Consider the following 16,212-nt stretch of genomic DNA (forward strand, 5'->3'; position numbering starts at 1 on the left):
TGAACTGGGCCGCCTGCGCTTTGCCCTTGAGGTCACGCGCTGCAGCATGATCAGTGTGGCCCGGGATATGGGGCGCACGCTCGGCGGAACACAGCAGGCGGGAGAGGTAATCGGGGCGGGGGGACGTGAGCTGCTGCAGCGGACGCAATTGCATGACGCCATGCTTGACCAGACCGAGGCGCGCATCAAGGCCCTGGATAATGTTGTCCGGGATAATGCCGAGCATGTTGGCATGGTGGGGCATCGTACCAGCGAGTGCTCGGCCCTTGCACAAGAGGCTGGCCATACCGTGGCAGAGGTCGAGCAAACGATCAGTGGCATCGCGGCCGAGTCGGATCGTATGGCGACCATTGTGAGCATGATTGATGGCATCGCTTTCCAGACCAATATCCTGGCACTGAATGCAGCTGTTGAAGCTGCCAGGGCAGGAGAGAGCGGGCGTGGCTTCAGTATCGTGGCGGCAGAGGTGCGGACGCTGGCACAGAAAAGCGCACATGCAGCGGCAGAGATCAAGACACTTATCGAGCATTCGGTGGGCCGAATGGATGGTGGCGTGCAGCAGGTACGTCAGGCACAGGCCATGATGCAACAGGTACTGGCGTCGGTGGCGCGTGTCGATTCGGCCGTGGCTTCGATTGCCGCTGCCTCGACGGCCCAGCATGCGGGAATTACGGCGGTGAGTGCCGCCATGCAGGAAATCGAGCAGGGTACACAGCAGAACAGGGATCTGGTCGGCGAGTTGGGGCACGCCAGCGAACTGTTGGATCAACATATCCAGCGGCTCAGGATTGCACAGGCGGTGTTCCAGACACCCTGATCCAGGGACGTCCCGTGCGCTCAGGGGCCTTGCACGCCGAAACCGGCAGCGACACCTTCCATGGTTTCGAGACCGGCCGCAATCAGGCGTTCCAGGAAGCCACTGGTCTGCGGGATCATGACGGTCAGCATGATCATGCCGGCGATCAGCGAGATCGGGAAACCGACTGCAAAAATGGACATTTGTGGCGCCGTACGGTTCAGGATGGCCATACACAGGTTGATGGTCATCAGAGCGGTCATGACGGGAAGTGCCATCAGCAGGCCGGAAATGATGACCTGACCCCCCCATTGATTAAGCAGGCCCCAGCCTGTGACATGCAGAGGGGCGTCGCTGATCGGCAGTGTCTCGAAAGAATGCAGCAAGCCTTGCAGCATCAGCAGGTGGCCGTCCAGCGCCAGGAACAGCAGCATTGCAATCAGGTTGAGCATGCGGGAGAGGACAGCGGTATTGCCCCCTGTGGAGGGATCGAAGAACGAGGCAAACGACAACCCCATTTGCAGGCCGATATATTCCCCCGCCGTCTGAACAGCAGCAAACACCACGCGCATGGTCAAGCCCAGCATGATGCCGATCAGTGTCTGCTGTATGGCGATACCCAGTCCCGCGAAGGATGCGGGTGGAATGCTTGGCATCGGGCCCAGCGTCGGCGCAACGGCAACGGTCAGTGTGGCGGCCAGCGCAATCTTGACCCGTTTCGGGATGGTGGATTCACCAAACAAGGGGGCACTCACGAACAGGCCAAGCAGGCGGAAAAAAGGCCACAGAAAAGCCGCCATCCAGCCGTAGAGTTGATCGATCGTGAAGGAGAACACGGTTCCGGGTCCCGTATCGGCTTACATGGCCAGGGTCGGAATATTGCCGATCAACTGGCGCATGAAATCCACCAGGGTATTCAGTATCCATGGACCCAGCAGTATCAAGGCCGCACACATGGCAAGCAGCTTGGGGATGAAAGACAGTGTCATTTCATTGATCTGGGTTGCAGCCTGGAAGATGCTGATCACCAGGCCAACGACCAGCGTGACCAGCAGGAGCGGTCCAGCGATGGTAAGGGTCAGCTTGAGTGCCGTGTAGATCAGTGTCATTACGGATTCAGGCGTCATGCGTGTCTCCGTTCTATATGTAGAAGCTGCGTGCCAATGAACCCAGCAGCAGGTTCCAGCCGTCGGCGAGGACGAACAACATCAGCTTGAATGGCAGCGATATCGTGACGGGAGGCACCATCATCATCCCGAGCGACATCAGGACACTGGCGACAACCAGGTCGATGATAAGGAAGGGAATGAAAATGGTAAAGCCGATTTGAAATGCTGTCTTGAGTTCACTGGTGATGAATGCGGGCACCAGCACGCGGAACGGCACCTGTTCCGGCGTTTCGACTTCAGGCAGGTTTGCCATGTTGGCGAACAGCATGAGGTCGTTTTCCCGTGTCTGGTGCAGCATGAAGGTGCGCAGTGGCTTGCCGGCCTCCTCGACGGCAGCTTCGAACGAAATGCTGCCCTCGGTGAGGGGCTTGTAGGCCGTATCGTAGATCTGGTCGAAGATCGGCGACATGGTAAAGAAGGTCAGGAACAGCGCCAGGCCGATCAGGATGTGGTTGGGCGGGGAGGTGGCTGTACCGATGGCGTTGCGCAGCAGACTCAGTACGATGATGATGCGGGTGAAGCAGGTCATCATCAGCAGCATGGCCGGTATGAAACCGAGCATGGTCAGCAGCAGCATGGTCTGGATGCTGAGCGAATAGATCTGCCCGCCGTCGGCACCGGGCTGGCTGGTAATGGCAGGCAACGCCTGTGCCTGAACGGCCCAGGGCGCACACCATAGGATCAGCCCCAGGACAAGGGGCACGATGCCATGGCGCAGGAATGAAATCGGAGTCATTGCGGAGTCGACGGGGGCTGTGCGCGCCCGAGCGCGTCCTTGAATGTGCCAGCGGTGCTGCTGGCGGGCGCTTCTTCGGACGTGATGGATTCGGATGGCTTCCCGGAAGGTGGGAAGGTATGCAGCAGGTTGATGCCGTTGGGGTGCAGGCCGACCACCAGGCGGGTGCCATCAGCTTCGATGATGGCGATACGGTGGCGGGGGCCCAGCCCGAGACTACCCAGCAGGCGCAGGCTGCTGGCCTGACGTGACGTGCCGGCCAGACCGAGACGGCGTACGAGCCAAGCCGCAGCCAGGATCATGCAGATGATCAGTATCAGTACTGCGATGACACGGATCAGCGCGGCCTCGGTCATGATGACAGGGTGCGGTCAGCGCCGGTTGTTGAGGCGGCTGAGACGTTCGGATGGCGTAATGATGTCGGTCAGGCGGATGCCATAGCGGTCTTCCACCACAACGACTTCTCCCTGGGCGATCAGGAAGCCGTTGACGAATACGTCCATGGGTTCCCCGGCCAGGCCATTGAGTTCGACCACGGAGCCCTGACCCAGCTGCAGCAGGTTTTTGATGGTCATCCGGGTACGGCCGAGCTCGACCGTCAACTGGACAGGTACATCCTTGATGAAGTCGATGTCGTGACCGATGGTCTGGCCACTGGGCGTCAGCGGCTGGAATGCAACGGGCGACGCCGTGGCGGCAGTTGTCGCTGCAGCAGCGGCAGGTGCCGGAGCGGCTGTCGTGCTGCTGGCAGGGGCCGGTTCGCTGCTGGTATCCTGTTCTGCGAATGCTGCGGCCCAGTCATCCATGCTGACGCCAGCCGGGTCTTCGATCGCAGCGGCCGTCGTGTCGGGGGCTGCTGACTCGCTGCCCTGCACCAGGCCATCAGCCTGGGTGCCGGCGAAATCGGAAGATGCCGGCTGGTCGGACGCAGGTTGTTGGTCGGGGGAGAGATCGGTGTCAGTCATGATAGGTGATCGTTGATGAATTCGTCATTGCGCGTATCCAGGATGTTCTGGACGCGCAAGGCATAGCGGTTGTCATGTACGCCGTACTGGCACTCGAGCACGGGTACGCCATCGACGTGGGCCGTGATGGTTTCGGGCATTTCGATCGGTAGCACATCGCCAGCCTTGAGGGCCATCAATTGGCCGATGCTGGATTGGATGCGAGTGAATTCTGCGGACACTTCAATGTCCGCACTGCGCACCTGCTGCGAAAGCTGTTGCATCCAGCGCTGGTCTACCGATTCGAGGGAGGTTTCCTGCAGCGGCCGTATGAGGAGGTCACGCACCGGCTCGATCATCGAGTAGGGCAGGCAAATATTGAGATTGCCGCCTACCGCCCCGAATTCGATACGAAACGACGAAACGACGACGATTTCGTTGTTTCCGGTGATGCTGGCGAATTTCGTATGCATCTCGGAGCGGACATACTCGAATGCAATCGGATAGACCTTTTCCCAGGACTTTCCGTAGCTTTCAAGGGTGAGCCCCAACAGTCGCTGGATGACGCGTTGTTCGGTCTGGGTGAATTCGCGACCCTCGACCCTTGTATGGTAGCGGCCATCGCCACCGAACAGGCTGTCGATGATCAGGAACACCAGGTTCGGGTCGTAGGTGAAGAGCGCCGTGCCACGCAACGGCTTCATGGTGACCATGTTGAGATTGCTGGGCACCGGCAGGTTGCGCTCGAATTCGGCGTATTTCATGATACGGATATTGCCGACGGAAATATCCGGGCTACGCCGCATGAAATTGAGCAGCACCGTACGCATGTTGCGTGCAAAACGCTCATTGATGAGCTCGAGCGTCTGCATGCGCCGCCGCACGACGCGATCAGGTGAGCCCAGATCGTAAGCCCGTACACCGGACGTGTCCTGCTGGGTGCTTTGACTGGCCTGCGACTCCCCCAGCTCACCGGCAAGGAGGGCGTCGACTTCATCCTGGGAAAGGAATGCCTCGTAAGACATGATCTTTACTGCACAACGAAGTCGGTGAACAGCACGTCTGTGATGTGCTGCGGTTCGGTCATCGGCGAGAATGGCATGCTGATGGCCTTGGAAATGGCCATCGCCAGCGCGACGCGGGTATTGGCCTGTTGTACGGTATCCGGGGGCTGTTGCGACAGAATGAACAGGATGCGGCTGCGCACTTCAGGCATGTAGCTCTTGATGCGGTCTTCGGAAGGAAGATCGGCAACGCGCAGCGTGATCGCCGTGTGCAGGATGCGTTCCATCTGGTCGTTGGCCAGCGTGACCGTGAACGGCTCCAGCGGCACGAAGATGGGGGCTGCGATGACCGGTGCGGGTGCGGGTGCTGCGACGGGTGCGGGTGTCGCAGCAGGTGCGGCCGCGGTGGCGGCTGGTGCGGACGACTCGGTGCCTGCGGCTGCCTGCTTCGGCAGATAGAACTGGGTCATCACATACCATGTGGCACCGACGCTCAGGCCGACGACAATAAGCAAGGCCAGCAGCGCCTGAATGAAGCTGCCGAGACGACCACTGGAACGTGAGGGGAGAGTACTACGGGCGGGCATAATCGTTTGCTTGAGAGTCGCCATGGTTTAGGACTTGCGAAAAAGCGGCCATTGCGCAGATTCCTCGAAGTCTCGATTCTGCCTGATACCGGCATGGCGAGGGGGATGAAAAAGGCAGTAAATACCAGCCATCTCAACCGTTTGGGTCTCCATGATGAATGGCATCAGACGAATACGTCGATCAATGCGTCCGGACGACGGGATTGTGCGGCCGCAGAAACCAGGCCGGAGCTGGTTGCATCGCTGCCGGCCAGGCTGTCGGAACCACCATGAGCCTGGCCCTGTTTTGCTGCGAACTGCTCGTCCTGGCGCTGTTGTGCTGTGTGATCTCCCACATTTGCTTCACCCAGGGCGATGCCGGCCTGATTCAAGGCCTGCTGCAACTGTGGCAGGGCCGATTCGACGGCCTGGCGTACGGCGATATGTGGTGAAACGAATGAAGCCTGGGCAATACCGTCCTGGAGGCTCAGTGTGATGCGCAACGGACCGAGATCCGGCGGATCAAGACGCAGCTCTGCATGCTGGACGCCCAGGCGGATGGCCTGGTTGCCGAGACGGGCAACGTGCTGGCCAAGTTCCGGAGCCCAGGCTCGCGAGCCTACGGTTGCCTGGATCTGGTCGTGCGTGCCTGTTGCGACGGCAACATGAGGCAGACCGGTGGGTTGCACGGACCCGGTGGTGGGGGTGTTGTGCTGCTGCAGTTGTGTGTCGATGGCGGCCAGGGGATCCGCAGTGCGCGCCGAGGCACTGTTCTGGGTCAGCTGTTGAATGCCTGCCTGGACAGGTTCGATTGCCTGGAAAGCGCCGGCTTGCAACTGGGCACGTTCGTTGCGCTGTTGCGCTTGCGAACTGGTTGCGGGGGTTCGGGCTGAGGTAGTCGCGAGGTCTGGCCTGGCTGCTGCCGGAGTGAGCGCCGTGATGCCGGTATCGCGTACGGCAGGTGCGGCAGCAGATGCCGTCTCGACTGCGGCGTCTTGATCCTGCAGCATGGCACTGCCGGCCTTCGGGGCGGCCCGCTCTATGTGATCCCGCTGTGCGGCCAGTTCGAGCATATCCCTGGGCGTGGCCTTTACCTGGGAAGGGGTATCTTTGGTATTGCCCTCGGCTCTGTCGCCAATGCGCAGCAGGGCGTCGGCATCGATGGCCTCTTCTTCGCTCTCGCTGGCGGGGTCTGCGCCTTGTGTCACGTCCTGCTGGATGAAGGCCTGCAGCAATCCAAGGGCCGTATGATCCGAGACAATCTGGTCGGTGTGGTCCGTATCTGCGGTGTCGTCGATAGCACGCTTGCGTTGCGTAAGCAGATCCTTGAAAGGTGCCGTGCCCGTGTCGAGTTCCTGGCCAGCCTGGCCTGCAGGAGCCAGGTTGCCACGGAGGGCCGCATCGGTATCTGCCTGGACCGGGACATGAAGCACGGAAGATGTTACGGACATAGCGATCCCTAGGTTCAGAAGGTACCAGCACCTGCGCGCAGATACGCACGGATACTCTGTTCGTCAGTCTGACGTTGCTCTCGCCGTTGTTGCTGCAGGGCGAGAGTCTTTTGTTGGCGCTGCACCAGCGTATCGAAGGAATCCTGCTTGCGCTTGGCCTGACGCCATTGTTCCCGGCCCTGTTCAAGCTGCTGGTCGGCGGTGAGGACGACCTTCTGCTGCTGGTCAATCACGTTATCGAGGACGGTCAGGAACTGCTCGTAATTCTGGTAATGCGCGGCAGGCACGCCGTTACGCATGGCATTCTGCAGGCGTTGCCGGTAGTCCTGCTTATAGTCGTACAGAGCTTCAAGCTGATGACCGGCCTGGGTGCGCTGCGTCTGCAACTCACCCAGCGAGCGCACGGCAGACTCCGTGCGTTTCTGTGCGAGATCGATCAGCGTATCAAGAGGTGAATGCTTGGCGCTCATGGGAGTTCATTTCCGATTCGAAAACCTGATCCAACTGGCGGACGGCCATTTCGTAAGGAATATTAACATCCAGATCCTGCTGGAGGTATGACGAGAGGACGGGATATTTGGTTACGGCTTCGTCCAGTTCGCTGTCATGGCCCGGTGCATAGGCACCTACGGCAATCAGATCGCGATTGCGCTGGTAGCGTGACAGCAACTGCTTGAAGCGGCGTACGCGCGTGAACTGCGCGCGGTCGATCAGTGCAGTCATGACCCGCGAGATCGAGGCTTCGATATCGATGGCGGGATAATGCCCGGCCTCAGCCAACTGTCGCGACAGGACAACGTGGCCGTCCAGAATGGCCCGTGCCGCATCTGCAATGGGATCCTGCTGGTCATCGCCTTCGGTCAGCACGGTATAGAAAGCTGTAATCGAACCGGCAGCTCCGCCGTCTGGCGTGGGCGTGCCATTGCCGGCACGTTCGACCAGGGCCGGCAGCTTGGCGAATACCGAGGGCGGATAGCCCTTGGTGGCCGGCGGCTCGCCAATGGCCAGTGCGATTTCGCGCTGGGCCATGGCGTAGCGGGTCAGGGAGTCCATGATCAGCAGCACGTGCTTGCCCTGGTCGCGAAAATATTCGGCCAGGCGTGTTGCATAGGCAGCGCCCTGCATCCGCAGCAAGGGTGACACATCAGCTGGTGCTGCAACCACGACGGAGCGGGCCAGCCCCTCGGGCCCCAGGTTTTTCTCGATGAATTCCTGTACTTCGCGACCGCGCTCGCCGATCAGGCCGACGATGATGATATCGGCACGGGTGTAGCGTGCCATCATGCCCAGCAGTACGCTCTTGCCTACGCCCGAACCTGCGAACAGGCCCATGCGCTGGCCGCGTCCCACGGTCAGCAGGCCATTGATGGTGCGCACGCCAACGTCCAGCACCGTATCGATCGGCGCACGGGCCAGCGGGTTGATGAGCGTGGTGCTCAGCGATGCTGGAGAGGCATCGTGTTCATCGAGCGGGCCGAGATCGTCGAGCGGCCTGCCAGTGGCATCCAGTACCCGCCCGAGCAGGCCTGCGCCTACGGGAAGGTGACGCGCCATATTGGGACGTGCCAGGCCATTGATGCGTGCGTGCTTGGGCAAAGGGACCGGCGATTGCACGACTGCGTCTTCTGGCAGGACGCGTGCGCCGGGCATCAGGCCATCGATGTTCTGCAATGGCATCAGGTAGAGGGTGCCGCCATCGAAGCCGACGACTTCTGCCTCGACGCCATGCTCTGCGCCGGGTGCGATTTCAATCAGACAGGAGGCACCGACCGGCAGACGCAGTCCGGTGGCTTGCAGGACCAGACCTGCCGCCCGTGTGACTCGTCCGGATACTTGCCAGGCTGCAGCCGAAGTGCTGCGTAGCGAGGCAATCTGGAGTTGAGTCTGCCAACGGGCAACGGTGTTGGTCATGACTTGGGTTCCTCCCAGCGGAGGACCTGGCCAAGCGCACCGGCAATGTGCTGCCAGCGAGTCTGCAACGTGGCATCGATGTCGCCGTATGCCGTTTGTGCTCGGCAGCCGCCGCGCGCGAGTTCGGGATCGGGCAGCAGGCGCCAGTTGGCATCCTGCAGGTCTTCCTGCAGGTGTTGCTGTACCAGCTTCAGGTCTTCGGGATGCAGCCAGATGCGCACGCGGCCCGGGCCTGCCTCGGTATGCAGTACTTCCTGGACGAGGGGCAGGATCAGTTCCGGTTGTACGTCCAATTGGGTGCGAACCAGTTGGCGTGCCAGATCCAGCGCCAGTTTGATCACGCTTTGGCCGATCTGCTCTTCGATGCTGCCGATCGATAGTGCGCATTGCTGGGCCGCTTCGTGGAGTCGGGCAGCCTCGATTGCACCCTGGGCACGCGCGGCTTCGGCTCCTTCGGCTTGACCGGCTGCATATCCCTGTGCGTGCCCTGCAGCCTTGCCTTCGGCGAAACCTTCGGCCATGCCGGCGGCATAGCCTGCCTCATGGCCGGCCTGTTCTGCCTCTGCGCGCCACTGTGCCAGCAGTTCTGCTGGCGGCTCGGGTGGCAGGGGCTCCGGTTCGGGCTCCGGTTCGGCTTCGGCGGGCAGTTCTGGCTCGGGTTCCGGCGCCAGGATGGACGCCATCTGCCACCGTCGCCAGGCGGCACGGTGGCGATCCATTGACCGGGGATCCTTGCCCTGGTCAGACATAGGCGTCGTCGCCCTGGTTGCCCAGCACGATCTGGCCTTCCTCTGCCAGGCGGCGGGCGATCTGCAGGATGGTCTTCTGCTCGGTCTCGACACGCGACATGCGGACCGGACCTTGCATTTCGAGATCTTCGCGCAGGATTTCGGCTGCACGTGAAGACATGTTCTTGAGGAACTTCTCCCGCAGGTCTTCGGTGGCACCCTTGAGGGCGATGACCAGTACTTCGCTTTCGACTTCCTTGAGCAGCAACTGAATGCCACGGTCGTCGATGTCGATGAGGTTGTCGAAGACGAACATTTCGTCGACGATCTTCTGCGCCAGGTCTGCATCGCGTTCGCGCAGGCTGGCCACGACAGACTCTTCCTCTGTCGAGTTCATCATATTGAGAATCTCGGCCGCCGTGCGTACACCACCCATCTTGCTGCGCTTGGCACTCTGGCCGCTGAGCAGGTGATTGAGTGTTTCGGTGAGTTCTGCCAGCGCGGTTGGCTGAACGCCACCGAATGTCGCGATACGCAGCATGACATCGTTGCGCAGGCGGGCCGTCAGGAGGTTGAGCACGCTGGCCGCGCGATCACGCTCCAGGTGGACCAGGATCGTGGCGATGATCTGCGGGTGCTCGTCACTGATGAGTTCGGCCACGGTATTGGCGTCGAGCCAGTTGAGCGCGTCGATGCCACTGCCACTGTCGCCTGCCTCGAGAATGTCTTCGATCAGGCTGGCTGCGCGATCGCTGCCCAATGCCTTGGTCAGGACGGCGCGTACGTAATCATCGGAGCCCAGCGAAACGGCCATGACCTGATCGGCTTCTTCGCGGAAGCTGAGCAGTACGGCCTCGACATCCTCACGCGAAACCTGTTTCAGGCCGGCCATGGTTGCACCGAGCTGTTGTACTTCGCGGGCTGTCAGGTGGCGAAATACTTCCGCCGCGGCATCCTCGCCGAGCGACATCATCAGGATGGCGCTGCGTTCAAGGCCTGTGAACTCTTTTTTCTCAGGATTGTTTGCTTGAGCCATTGGGGTCGGTCCAGGTGCGAATGATCATGGCAACGGCACGCGGGTCCTTCATGGCCAGTTCGCGTGCGGATGTCAGGTTGTTTTCGTACAGATGTTTCTTGCGCTCGCGAGCCTCTTCCTTGGCCTGGCGCATGCGTTCCTGTTCTTCCAGGGCGACTTCCTGCTGGGCCTCTTCTTCTTCAGCCGTTGCCTGTTGCTGGCGCATCGGACGGATCACGGCGCGCCAGAACCAGATCAGCAACAGCAGGATCAGCAGATAGGTGCCGAAAGTGCGGCCCATATCGAGGAAGTACGGATCACGCCAGACCGGAAGGCTCGGCTCGAGATCGTTGAACTGGCTGTTGGCAATGCTGACAGTGTCGCCGCGCTGCTCGGAGTAGCCGACTGCCTCGCGGACCAGCTTTTCGAGCTTCTGGATTTCTTCCTCGGGCAGCGCTGCCCATTCGCCGTCGGCGTTGACCCGGTAGTTGACGACCACGGCCACGGACATGCGGGTCAGTACGCCCACAGGCTGCTTGGTGTGGCTGATGGTGCGATCGACCTCGTAGTTGGTCGTATCGTCGTGACGCGACTGGGTGGGTACCGGCGGTGTGGCCGGTTGCTGTGCGCCCTGCTGGTTACCTTGCTGGTTGCCCTGTTGTGCTACGGCAGGCGGTTGTTCTATCGGCGCAACAGGATTGACGGGTGGCTGGTTGGTAAGTGCACCAGGTACACCGATCGCACCTTGCGGGCCAGTCTGGTTGCTGCTGCTGGTTTGTCGGCTGCGGACAGCGGCCTGGCCCGGCGTCTGGTTGGGGCGGTAGATTTCGGAGGTTTCTTCGCGCTGGGCAAAATCCATCTGTGCGCTGACCTGGGCATGGACGTTGCCCGGGCCTACCAGCGGATTGAGCAAGGTCAGGATCCGCTCGACGGCGCGTTGTTCGATTTGTTGCACATAGCGCAACTGGTCGGCGTCGGCACCCAGCGCCCCGGTGTCGGGATGGGAGAGCAGACGGCCGTTCTGATCGACGATCGAGACGTTGTCGGCAGCCAGGTTGGGCACGCTGGACGCCACCAGCCACGTGATCGATGAGACCTGGGACTCACCCAACTGGCGGCCCGGATAGAGCGTCAGGAGTACGGATGCGGTCGGGGGCTGGCGGTCGCGCACGAACAGCGACTGGCGCGGCAAGGCCAGGTGCACCCGTGCACGCTCGACGGCGTGCAGGGCTTCGATCGAGCGGGCCAGCTCACCTTCCAGACTGCGCTGGTAGTTGATCTGTTCGGAAAACTGGCTGGCACCGAAGCGGGACTGATCCAGCAACTCGAAGCCTACGGAGCCGCCGCGTGGCAACCCCTGGCTGGCAAGTTGCAGACGCGTGTCGTACACCTTGTCTGCAGGCACCAGCAAGGCGTTGCCATTGTCGGAAAACTTGTAGGGCACGTTCATCTGGCCGAGCGCGGTCACGATGGCACCGCCATCACGCTCTTCGAGATTCGAGAACAGGACTCGGTATTCAGGGCCGCGGGACCACATGAACACGACGGCCAGCAGTGCGACCAGCAATGCGCCAGCACCCAGCAAGGCGGGTTTTGGCAGTTTTGCCAGGGCATCCAGTTTGGGCAACTTGGCTTTCAGCGCCGCAAAGGCGTTGTTGGCAGGGTTGTTCATCGGTTGTTTACCCGGTGGGAATCATTCTGCCCAAAGCCAGTGGACACGCAAGTGCAGTGGAGGTGGTGAAGCGGCATGAAGCAGGGCTTTCTAATCGGAACGATGGATTATCGGGCGGGAGCGGTCGAGTCGAATCAATGAAAAGCCGTATTTTTCAGGGTTGTTCAATGGATAGGCTATGCCTGACCCTTTCTAGAATACGATTGCCGACTCGTGTGCTGTGCGTGGACTGGTGCGTTGCAGCAACCCGGCGCGGCCCTAATTATATAGGTGTGTGTAATGTCGATACAAAAATTGTCAGGTCTGGCTGGAATCGAGCAGATGTTGTCGCAAATGCGCGCCGTCGTGCGTGCTGCCGGCATGCTCGATGGGCAGGCTGAAGGCGCGGTTCGTCAGGCAGATGCTGCTCAGGGCAGCTTTGCCAGCGAACTCAAGCGTTCCCTGCAGCAAGTGGCAACGCTGCAGGAAAGTTCCTATGCGCAGGCCAAGGCGTTCGAAATGGGCGATCCCGGTGTGGCGCTCAATGACGTGATGATCGATCTGCAGAAGTCCGGCATCGCGTTCCAGACGAGTTTGCAGGTTCGCAACAAACTGGTCACTGCGTATCAGGAAATCGCCAGCATGTCCATTTGATCGGGTTGTGTTATTGACCTGATGTATTCGGTGAGCTAGAATCAGAAGCTCGCTGGAATATACCTATGGTGTAAGCCAACGCAAGAATTTCGCAAGACCTGCTCTTTTTTACGGTGTCGAACCGTGCCTGGGGCAGGCTTGTGGCAAGCCCCAAAAGGATGGATCCGGGTGGTCCTTCCTGGCGGAACAAGAAACCGGCATCCGTAAAGGAAATCTAAGGTCATGCCTACTATCAGTCAGCTCGTGCGTAAGCCGCGCGAGGCCAGTACGACCGCGAGCAAGAGTCCTGCTCTCGAAAACTGCCCTCAGCGTCGCGGTGTCTGCACTCGTGTCTACACCACCACTCCCAAGAAGCCTAACTCGGCATTGCGTAAGGTCGCCAAGGTGCGCCTGACCAACGGCTTCGAAGTCATTTCGTACATCGGCGGCGAAGGCCATAACCTGCAGGAGCACTCGGTCGTGCTCGTGCGCGGTGGTCGCGTCAAGGATTTGCCGGGTGTGCGTTACCACATCGTGCGCGGTTCGCTTGACCTGCAAGGCGTCAAGGATCGTAAGCAGGCTCGTTCGAAGTACGGCGCCAAGCGTCCCAAGAAGGCCTGACAGCATGGGCCCGCGCCGGTTACGGTGCAGGCATGGTGCAGCTGGCATTGGCCAGCAGTAAGTGGTCATCGGCATGGCCGTATTGACCAAGACTGCATGCAAAGGCATGTAGTTCAACTGAATCGACACACAAGGAATAGAAATGCCACGTCGTCGCGAAGTACCCAAGCGTGAAGTGTTGCCAGATCCCAAGTTCGGCAGCGTAGAACTCGCAAAATTCATGAACGTTGTGATGTTGTCCGGCAAGAAGGCTGTTGCTGAGCGCATCGTCTATGGTGCCCTGGATCAGATCCAGCAGAAGACGGGCAAGGACCCGATCGAAGTCTTCAATACGGCCATCAACAACATCAAGCCGATCGTCGAAGTCAAGAGCCGCCGCGTGGGCGGTGCGAACTATCAGGTGCCTGTCGAAGTACGCCCGGTGCGTCGTCTGGCCCTGTCGATGCGTTGGCTTCGTGAAGCCGCCAAGAAGCGCGGCGAGAAGTCGATGGACCTGCGTCTGGCCGGCGAACTGCTCGACGCCCTCGAAGGTCGCGGCGGTGCCATGAAGAAGCGTGAAGATACGCACAAGATGGCCGAAGCCAACAAGGCGTTCAGCCACTTCCGCTGGTAAAGCGATGGCCCGCACGGGCCGTGCTGTAAGCAATCAAGCCCCGGCCCATAGTGCCGGGGTTCCAATCAAGGAACCAATATGGCTCGCAAAACTCCGATTGAACGCTATCGGAATATCGGGATCTCGGCACACATCGACGCCGGCAAGACCACGACCTCCGAACGTATCCTGTTCTATACCGGCGTGAACCACAAGCTGGGCGAAGTGCATGATGGCGCAGCCACCATGGACTGGATGGAGCAGGAACAGGAGCGTGGCATCACGATTACCTCGGCTGCTACCACCGCCTTCTGGCGCGGTATGGCCGGTCAGTATCCCGAACATCGCATCAACGTGATCGACACCCCGGGACACGTGGACTTCACCATCGAGGTGGAGCGTTCCATGCGCGTGCTCGACGGCGCCTGCATGGTCTACTGCGCCGTGGGCGGTGTTCAGCCCCAGTCCGAAACCGTGTGGCGTCAAGCCAACAAGTATGGCGTGCCGCGTCTGTCCTTCGTCAACAAGATGGACCGTACCGGTGCCAACTTCTTCAAGGTCTATGACCAGTTGAAGACGCGCCTGAAGGCCAATCCTGTGCCTGTCGTGATCCCCATCGGTGCCGAAGATAACTTCGCCGGCGTGGTTGATCTGATCAAGATGAAGTCCATCATCTGGGACGAAGCCAGCCAGGGTACCAAGTTCGAGTACGGCGAGATTCCGGCCGAGCTGCAGGCATCTGCCGACGAATGGCGTGAAAAGATGGTCGAGTCGGCTGCTGAAGCCAACGAAGACCTGATGAACAAGTATCTTGAAGTCGGTGAGCTGACCGAGGAAGAAATCCTCCAGGGTCTGCGTGCCCGTACCATCGCCTGCGAAATTCAGCCGATGCTGTGCGGTACGGCCTTCAAGAACAAGGGCGTGCAGCGCATGCTCGACGCCGTGATCGAATTCCTGCCCTCGCCCGTGGATATTCCCCCGGTCGAAGGCCAGGACGATGATGGCAATCCGATCTTCCGCAAGGCAGACGACAGCGAGAAGTTTGCTGCACTGGCTTTCAAGCTGATGACTGACCCGTTCGTGGGCCAGCTGACCTTCGTGCGTGTGTACTCGGGCGTGCTCAATTCGGGCGACACCGTTTACAACACGGTCAAGGGCAAGAAAGAGCGCATCGGCCGCATTCTGCAGATGCACTCCAACAGCCGTGAAGAAATCAAGGAAATCCGCGCTGGCGATATCGCCGCCGTGGTGGGCCTGAAAGACGTCACGACGGGTGAAACCCTGAGCGACATCGATGCGCACGTGGTACTGGAGCGCATGGAGTTCCCCGAGCCCGTGATTTCGCAGGCTGTCGAGCCCAAGACCAAGTCCGACCAGGAAAAGATGGGTCTCGCCCTGTCGCGCCTGGCGCAGGAAGATCCTTCGTTCCGTGTCTACACCGACGAAGAATCCGGCCAGACCATCATTTCGGGTATGGGCGAACTGCACCTGGACATCATCGTCGATCGCATGAAGCGTGAGTTCGGTGTCGAAGCCAACGTCGGCAAGCCGCAAGTGGCTTACCGCGAGACGATCCGCAAGACCTGCGAAGAAATCGAAGGCAAGTTCGTCAAGCAGTCCGGCGGTCGCGGTCAATACGGCCACGTCGTGCTCAAGATCGAGCCGATGGAACCGGGTGGCGAAGGCTTCGAATTCGTTGATGCGATCAAGGGCGGTGTGGTGCCGCGCGAATTCATCCCTGCCGTCGAGAAGGGTCTGCGCGAAACGCTGCCTTCGGGCGTGCTGGCCGGTTATCCGGTGGTCGACGTCAAGGTCACGCTGTTCTTCGGTTCGTACCACGATGTGGACTCGAACGAAAACGCGTTCAAGATGGCCGCTTCGATGGCATTCAAGGACGGTATGCGCAAGGCTTCGCCCGCGCTGCTCGAGCCGATGATGGCCGTTGAAGTCGAGACGCCGGAAGACTACGCAGGTACCGTGATGGGCGATCTGTCGTCCCGCCGCGGTATCGTCCAGGGCATGGATGACATGGTCGGCGGCGGCAAGATCATCAAGGCCGAGGTTCCCCTGGCCGAGATGTTCGGTTACGCCACCAACCTGCGCTCGCTGACACAAGGTCGCGCAACGTACACGATGGAGTTCAAGCATTACTCTGAAGCTCCCAAGAACGTTGCCGAAGAAATCATCAGCGCTCGCGGCAAGTAAATCCAACCTATAGACCGGGCGGCGGGTGCTGTCCGGTCAGTATTTTGAATCAAGCAAGGAACCAAAATGGCAAAAGGTAAGTTTGAACGGACCAAGCCGCACGTGAACGTGGGCACGATCGGTCACGTTGACCACGGCAAGACGACGCTGACGGCAGCGATTGCAACGGTGCTGGCCAAGAAGTTCGGCG

Annotated in this window: 19 protein-coding genes; 6 read left to right on the top strand and 13 right to left on the bottom strand. The window is 60.3% G+C overall.

Annotation, left to right across the window (positions count from 1 at the left end; translation table 11 throughout):
- A partial coding sequence (locus ABN482_RS11810; protein WP_349504176.1) for a methyl-accepting chemotaxis protein occupies window positions 1-817 on the top strand: 817 nt, incomplete at its 5' end.
- Between the two features lie 20 nt (window positions 818-837).
- Here ABN482_RS11810 and fliR read toward each other — a convergent pair.
- The 13 genes from fliR to fliF form a co-directional block, all read right to left on the bottom strand.
- Window positions 838-1,632: a flagellar biosynthetic protein FliR gene (gene fliR, locus ABN482_RS11815; protein WP_349504177.1), complete on the bottom strand. Its 795-nt coding sequence runs from the start codon at window positions 1,630-1,632 to the stop codon at window positions 838-840.
- A gap of 21 nt (window positions 1,633-1,653) precedes the next feature.
- Window positions 1,654-1,923, bottom strand: a complete 270-nt coding sequence (gene fliQ / locus ABN482_RS11820) for a flagellar biosynthesis protein FliQ (protein WP_349504178.1) — start codon at window positions 1,921-1,923, stop codon at window positions 1,654-1,656.
- 13 nt (window positions 1,924-1,936) lie between these two features.
- Complete coding sequence (gene fliP / locus ABN482_RS11825; protein WP_349504179.1) at window positions 1,937-2,701, bottom strand: flagellar type III secretion system pore protein FliP; 765 nt, start codon at window positions 2,699-2,701, stop codon at window positions 1,937-1,939.
- The gene (gene fliO, locus ABN482_RS11830; RefSeq protein WP_349504180.1) at window positions 2,698-3,057 is read right to left on the bottom strand and encodes a flagellar biosynthetic protein FliO; all 360 of its coding nucleotides are present in this window, start codon (window positions 3,055-3,057) and stop codon (window positions 2,698-2,700) included. Before fliO ends, fliP begins: the two co-directional genes overlap by 4 nt.
- Before the next feature lie 15 nt (window positions 3,058-3,072).
- Window positions 3,073-3,666, bottom strand: a complete 594-nt coding sequence (gene fliN, locus ABN482_RS11835) for a flagellar motor switch protein FliN (RefSeq protein ID WP_349504181.1) — start codon at window positions 3,664-3,666, stop codon at window positions 3,073-3,075.
- Window positions 3,663-4,670: a flagellar motor switch protein FliM gene (fliM, locus tag ABN482_RS11840; protein ID WP_349504182.1), complete on the bottom strand. Its 1,008-nt coding sequence runs from the start codon at window positions 4,668-4,670 to the stop codon at window positions 3,663-3,665. Before fliM ends, fliN begins: the two co-directional genes overlap by 4 nt.
- 5 nt (window positions 4,671-4,675) lie before the next feature.
- Window positions 4,676-5,236, bottom strand: a complete 561-nt coding sequence (locus ABN482_RS11845; RefSeq protein WP_349504183.1) for a flagellar basal body-associated FliL family protein — start codon at window positions 5,234-5,236, stop codon at window positions 4,676-4,678.
- 164 nt (window positions 5,237-5,400) lie between these two features.
- Window positions 5,401-6,666, bottom strand: a complete 1,266-nt coding sequence (locus tag ABN482_RS11850) for a flagellar hook-length control protein FliK (protein WP_349504184.1) — start codon at window positions 6,664-6,666, stop codon at window positions 5,401-5,403.
- Between the two features lie 14 nt (window positions 6,667-6,680).
- Window positions 6,681-7,136 (bottom strand): flagellar export protein FliJ, encoded by a 456-nt coding sequence (gene fliJ, locus ABN482_RS11855; protein WP_349504185.1) that lies wholly within the window; start codon window positions 7,134-7,136, stop codon window positions 6,681-6,683.
- On the bottom strand, window positions 7,111-8,577 hold the full coding sequence (fliI, locus tag ABN482_RS11860) for a flagellar protein export ATPase FliI (RefSeq protein ID WP_349504186.1): 1,467 nt from the start codon (window positions 8,575-8,577) through the stop codon (window positions 7,111-7,113). Before fliI ends, fliJ begins: the two co-directional genes overlap by 26 nt.
- Complete coding sequence (fliH, locus tag ABN482_RS11865) at window positions 8,574-9,296, bottom strand: flagellar assembly protein FliH (protein WP_349504187.1); 723 nt, start codon at window positions 9,294-9,296, stop codon at window positions 8,574-8,576. Before fliH ends, fliI begins: the two co-directional genes overlap by 4 nt.
- Window positions 9,297-9,318: 22 nt before the next feature.
- Window positions 9,319-10,341 (bottom strand): flagellar motor switch protein FliG, encoded by a 1,023-nt coding sequence (gene fliG, locus ABN482_RS11870; protein ID WP_349504188.1) that lies wholly within the window; start codon window positions 10,339-10,341, stop codon window positions 9,319-9,321.
- On the bottom strand, window positions 10,319-11,992 hold the full coding sequence (gene fliF / locus ABN482_RS11875; protein ID WP_349504189.1) for a flagellar basal-body MS-ring/collar protein FliF: 1,674 nt from the start codon (window positions 11,990-11,992) through the stop codon (window positions 10,319-10,321). Before fliF ends, fliG begins: the two co-directional genes overlap by 23 nt.
- Before the next feature lie 279 nt (window positions 11,993-12,271).
- On the opposite strand from fliF, the gene fliE reads away from it, so the two are divergent.
- From fliE to ABN482_RS11900, 5 genes are all read left to right on the top strand, one after another.
- The gene (gene fliE / locus ABN482_RS11880; RefSeq protein ID WP_349504190.1) at window positions 12,272-12,625 is read left to right on the top strand and encodes a flagellar hook-basal body complex protein FliE; all 354 of its coding nucleotides are present in this window, start codon (window positions 12,272-12,274) and stop codon (window positions 12,623-12,625) included.
- Between the two features lie 222 nt (window positions 12,626-12,847).
- The gene (gene rpsL, locus ABN482_RS11885; RefSeq protein ID WP_349504191.1) at window positions 12,848-13,225 is read left to right on the top strand and encodes a 30S ribosomal protein S12; all 378 of its coding nucleotides are present in this window, start codon (window positions 12,848-12,850) and stop codon (window positions 13,223-13,225) included.
- Window positions 13,226-13,367: 142 nt separating this feature from the next.
- Window positions 13,368-13,838, top strand: a complete 471-nt coding sequence (gene rpsG, locus ABN482_RS11890; protein WP_109062974.1) for a 30S ribosomal protein S7 — start codon at window positions 13,368-13,370, stop codon at window positions 13,836-13,838.
- Between the two features lie 78 nt (window positions 13,839-13,916).
- Window positions 13,917-16,022: an elongation factor G gene (gene fusA / locus ABN482_RS11895; RefSeq protein WP_349504192.1), complete on the top strand. Its 2,106-nt coding sequence runs from the start codon at window positions 13,917-13,919 to the stop codon at window positions 16,020-16,022.
- A gap of 66 nt (window positions 16,023-16,088) precedes the next feature.
- The coding region (locus ABN482_RS11900; RefSeq protein WP_349504193.1) for a GTP-binding protein at window positions 16,089-16,212 on the top strand (124 nt) is incomplete at its 3' end.

It is taken from the genome of Corticimicrobacter sp. (genome assembly GCF_040137905.1).
In the GTDB taxonomy this organism is placed as follows: Bacteria; Pseudomonadota; Gammaproteobacteria; order Burkholderiales; family Burkholderiaceae_B; genus Corticimicrobacter.

Bases quoted from the DNA above. Each gene is read 5' to 3' on its own strand.
- ABN482_RS11850 (WP_349504184.1), bottom strand. From the start codon at position 6,666: ATGTCCGTAACATCTTCCGTGCTTCATGTCCCGGTCCAGGCAGATACC.
- fliF (WP_349504189.1), bottom strand. From the start codon at position 11,992: ATGAACAACCCTGCCAACAACGCCTTTGCGGCGCTGAAAGCCAAGTTG.
- fliI (WP_349504186.1), bottom strand. From the start codon at position 8,577: ATGACCAACACCGTTGCCCGTTGGCAGACTCAACTCCAGATTGCCTCG.
- fliE (WP_349504190.1), top strand. From the start codon at position 12,272: ATGTCGATACAAAAATTGTCAGGTCTGGCTGGAATCGAGCAGATGTTG.
- fliO (WP_349504180.1), bottom strand. From the start codon at position 3,057: ATGACCGAGGCCGCGCTGATCCGTGTCATCGCAGTACTGATACTGATC.
- fliQ (WP_349504178.1), bottom strand. From the start codon at position 1,923: ATGACGCCTGAATCCGTAATGACACTGATCTACACGGCACTCAAGCTG.
- fusA (WP_349504192.1), top strand. From the start codon at position 13,917: ATGGCTCGCAAAACTCCGATTGAACGCTATCGGAATATCGGGATCTCG.
- fliH (WP_349504187.1), bottom strand. From the start codon at position 9,296: ATGGATCGCCACCGTGCCGCCTGGCGACGGTGGCAGATGGCGTCCATC.
- fliP (WP_349504179.1), bottom strand. From the start codon at position 2,701: ATGACTCCGATTTCATTCCTGCGCCATGGCATCGTGCCCCTTGTCCTG.
- rpsL (WP_349504191.1), top strand. From the start codon at position 12,848: ATGCCTACTATCAGTCAGCTCGTGCGTAAGCCGCGCGAGGCCAGTACG.
- fliG (WP_349504188.1), bottom strand. From the start codon at position 10,341: ATGGCTCAAGCAAACAATCCTGAGAAAAAAGAGTTCACAGGCCTTGAA.
- fliJ (WP_349504185.1), bottom strand. From the start codon at position 7,136: ATGAGCGCCAAGCATTCACCTCTTGATACGCTGATCGATCTCGCACAG.
- fliN (WP_349504181.1), bottom strand. From the start codon at position 3,666: ATGACTGACACCGATCTCTCCCCCGACCAACAACCTGCGTCCGACCAG.
- ABN482_RS11845 (WP_349504183.1), bottom strand. From the start codon at position 5,236: ATGCCCGCCCGTAGTACTCTCCCCTCACGTTCCAGTGGTCGTCTCGGC.
- rpsG (WP_109062974.1), top strand. From the start codon at position 13,368: ATGCCACGTCGTCGCGAAGTACCCAAGCGTGAAGTGTTGCCAGATCCC.
- fliM (WP_349504182.1), bottom strand. From the start codon at position 4,670: ATGTCTTACGAGGCATTCCTTTCCCAGGATGAAGTCGACGCCCTCCTT.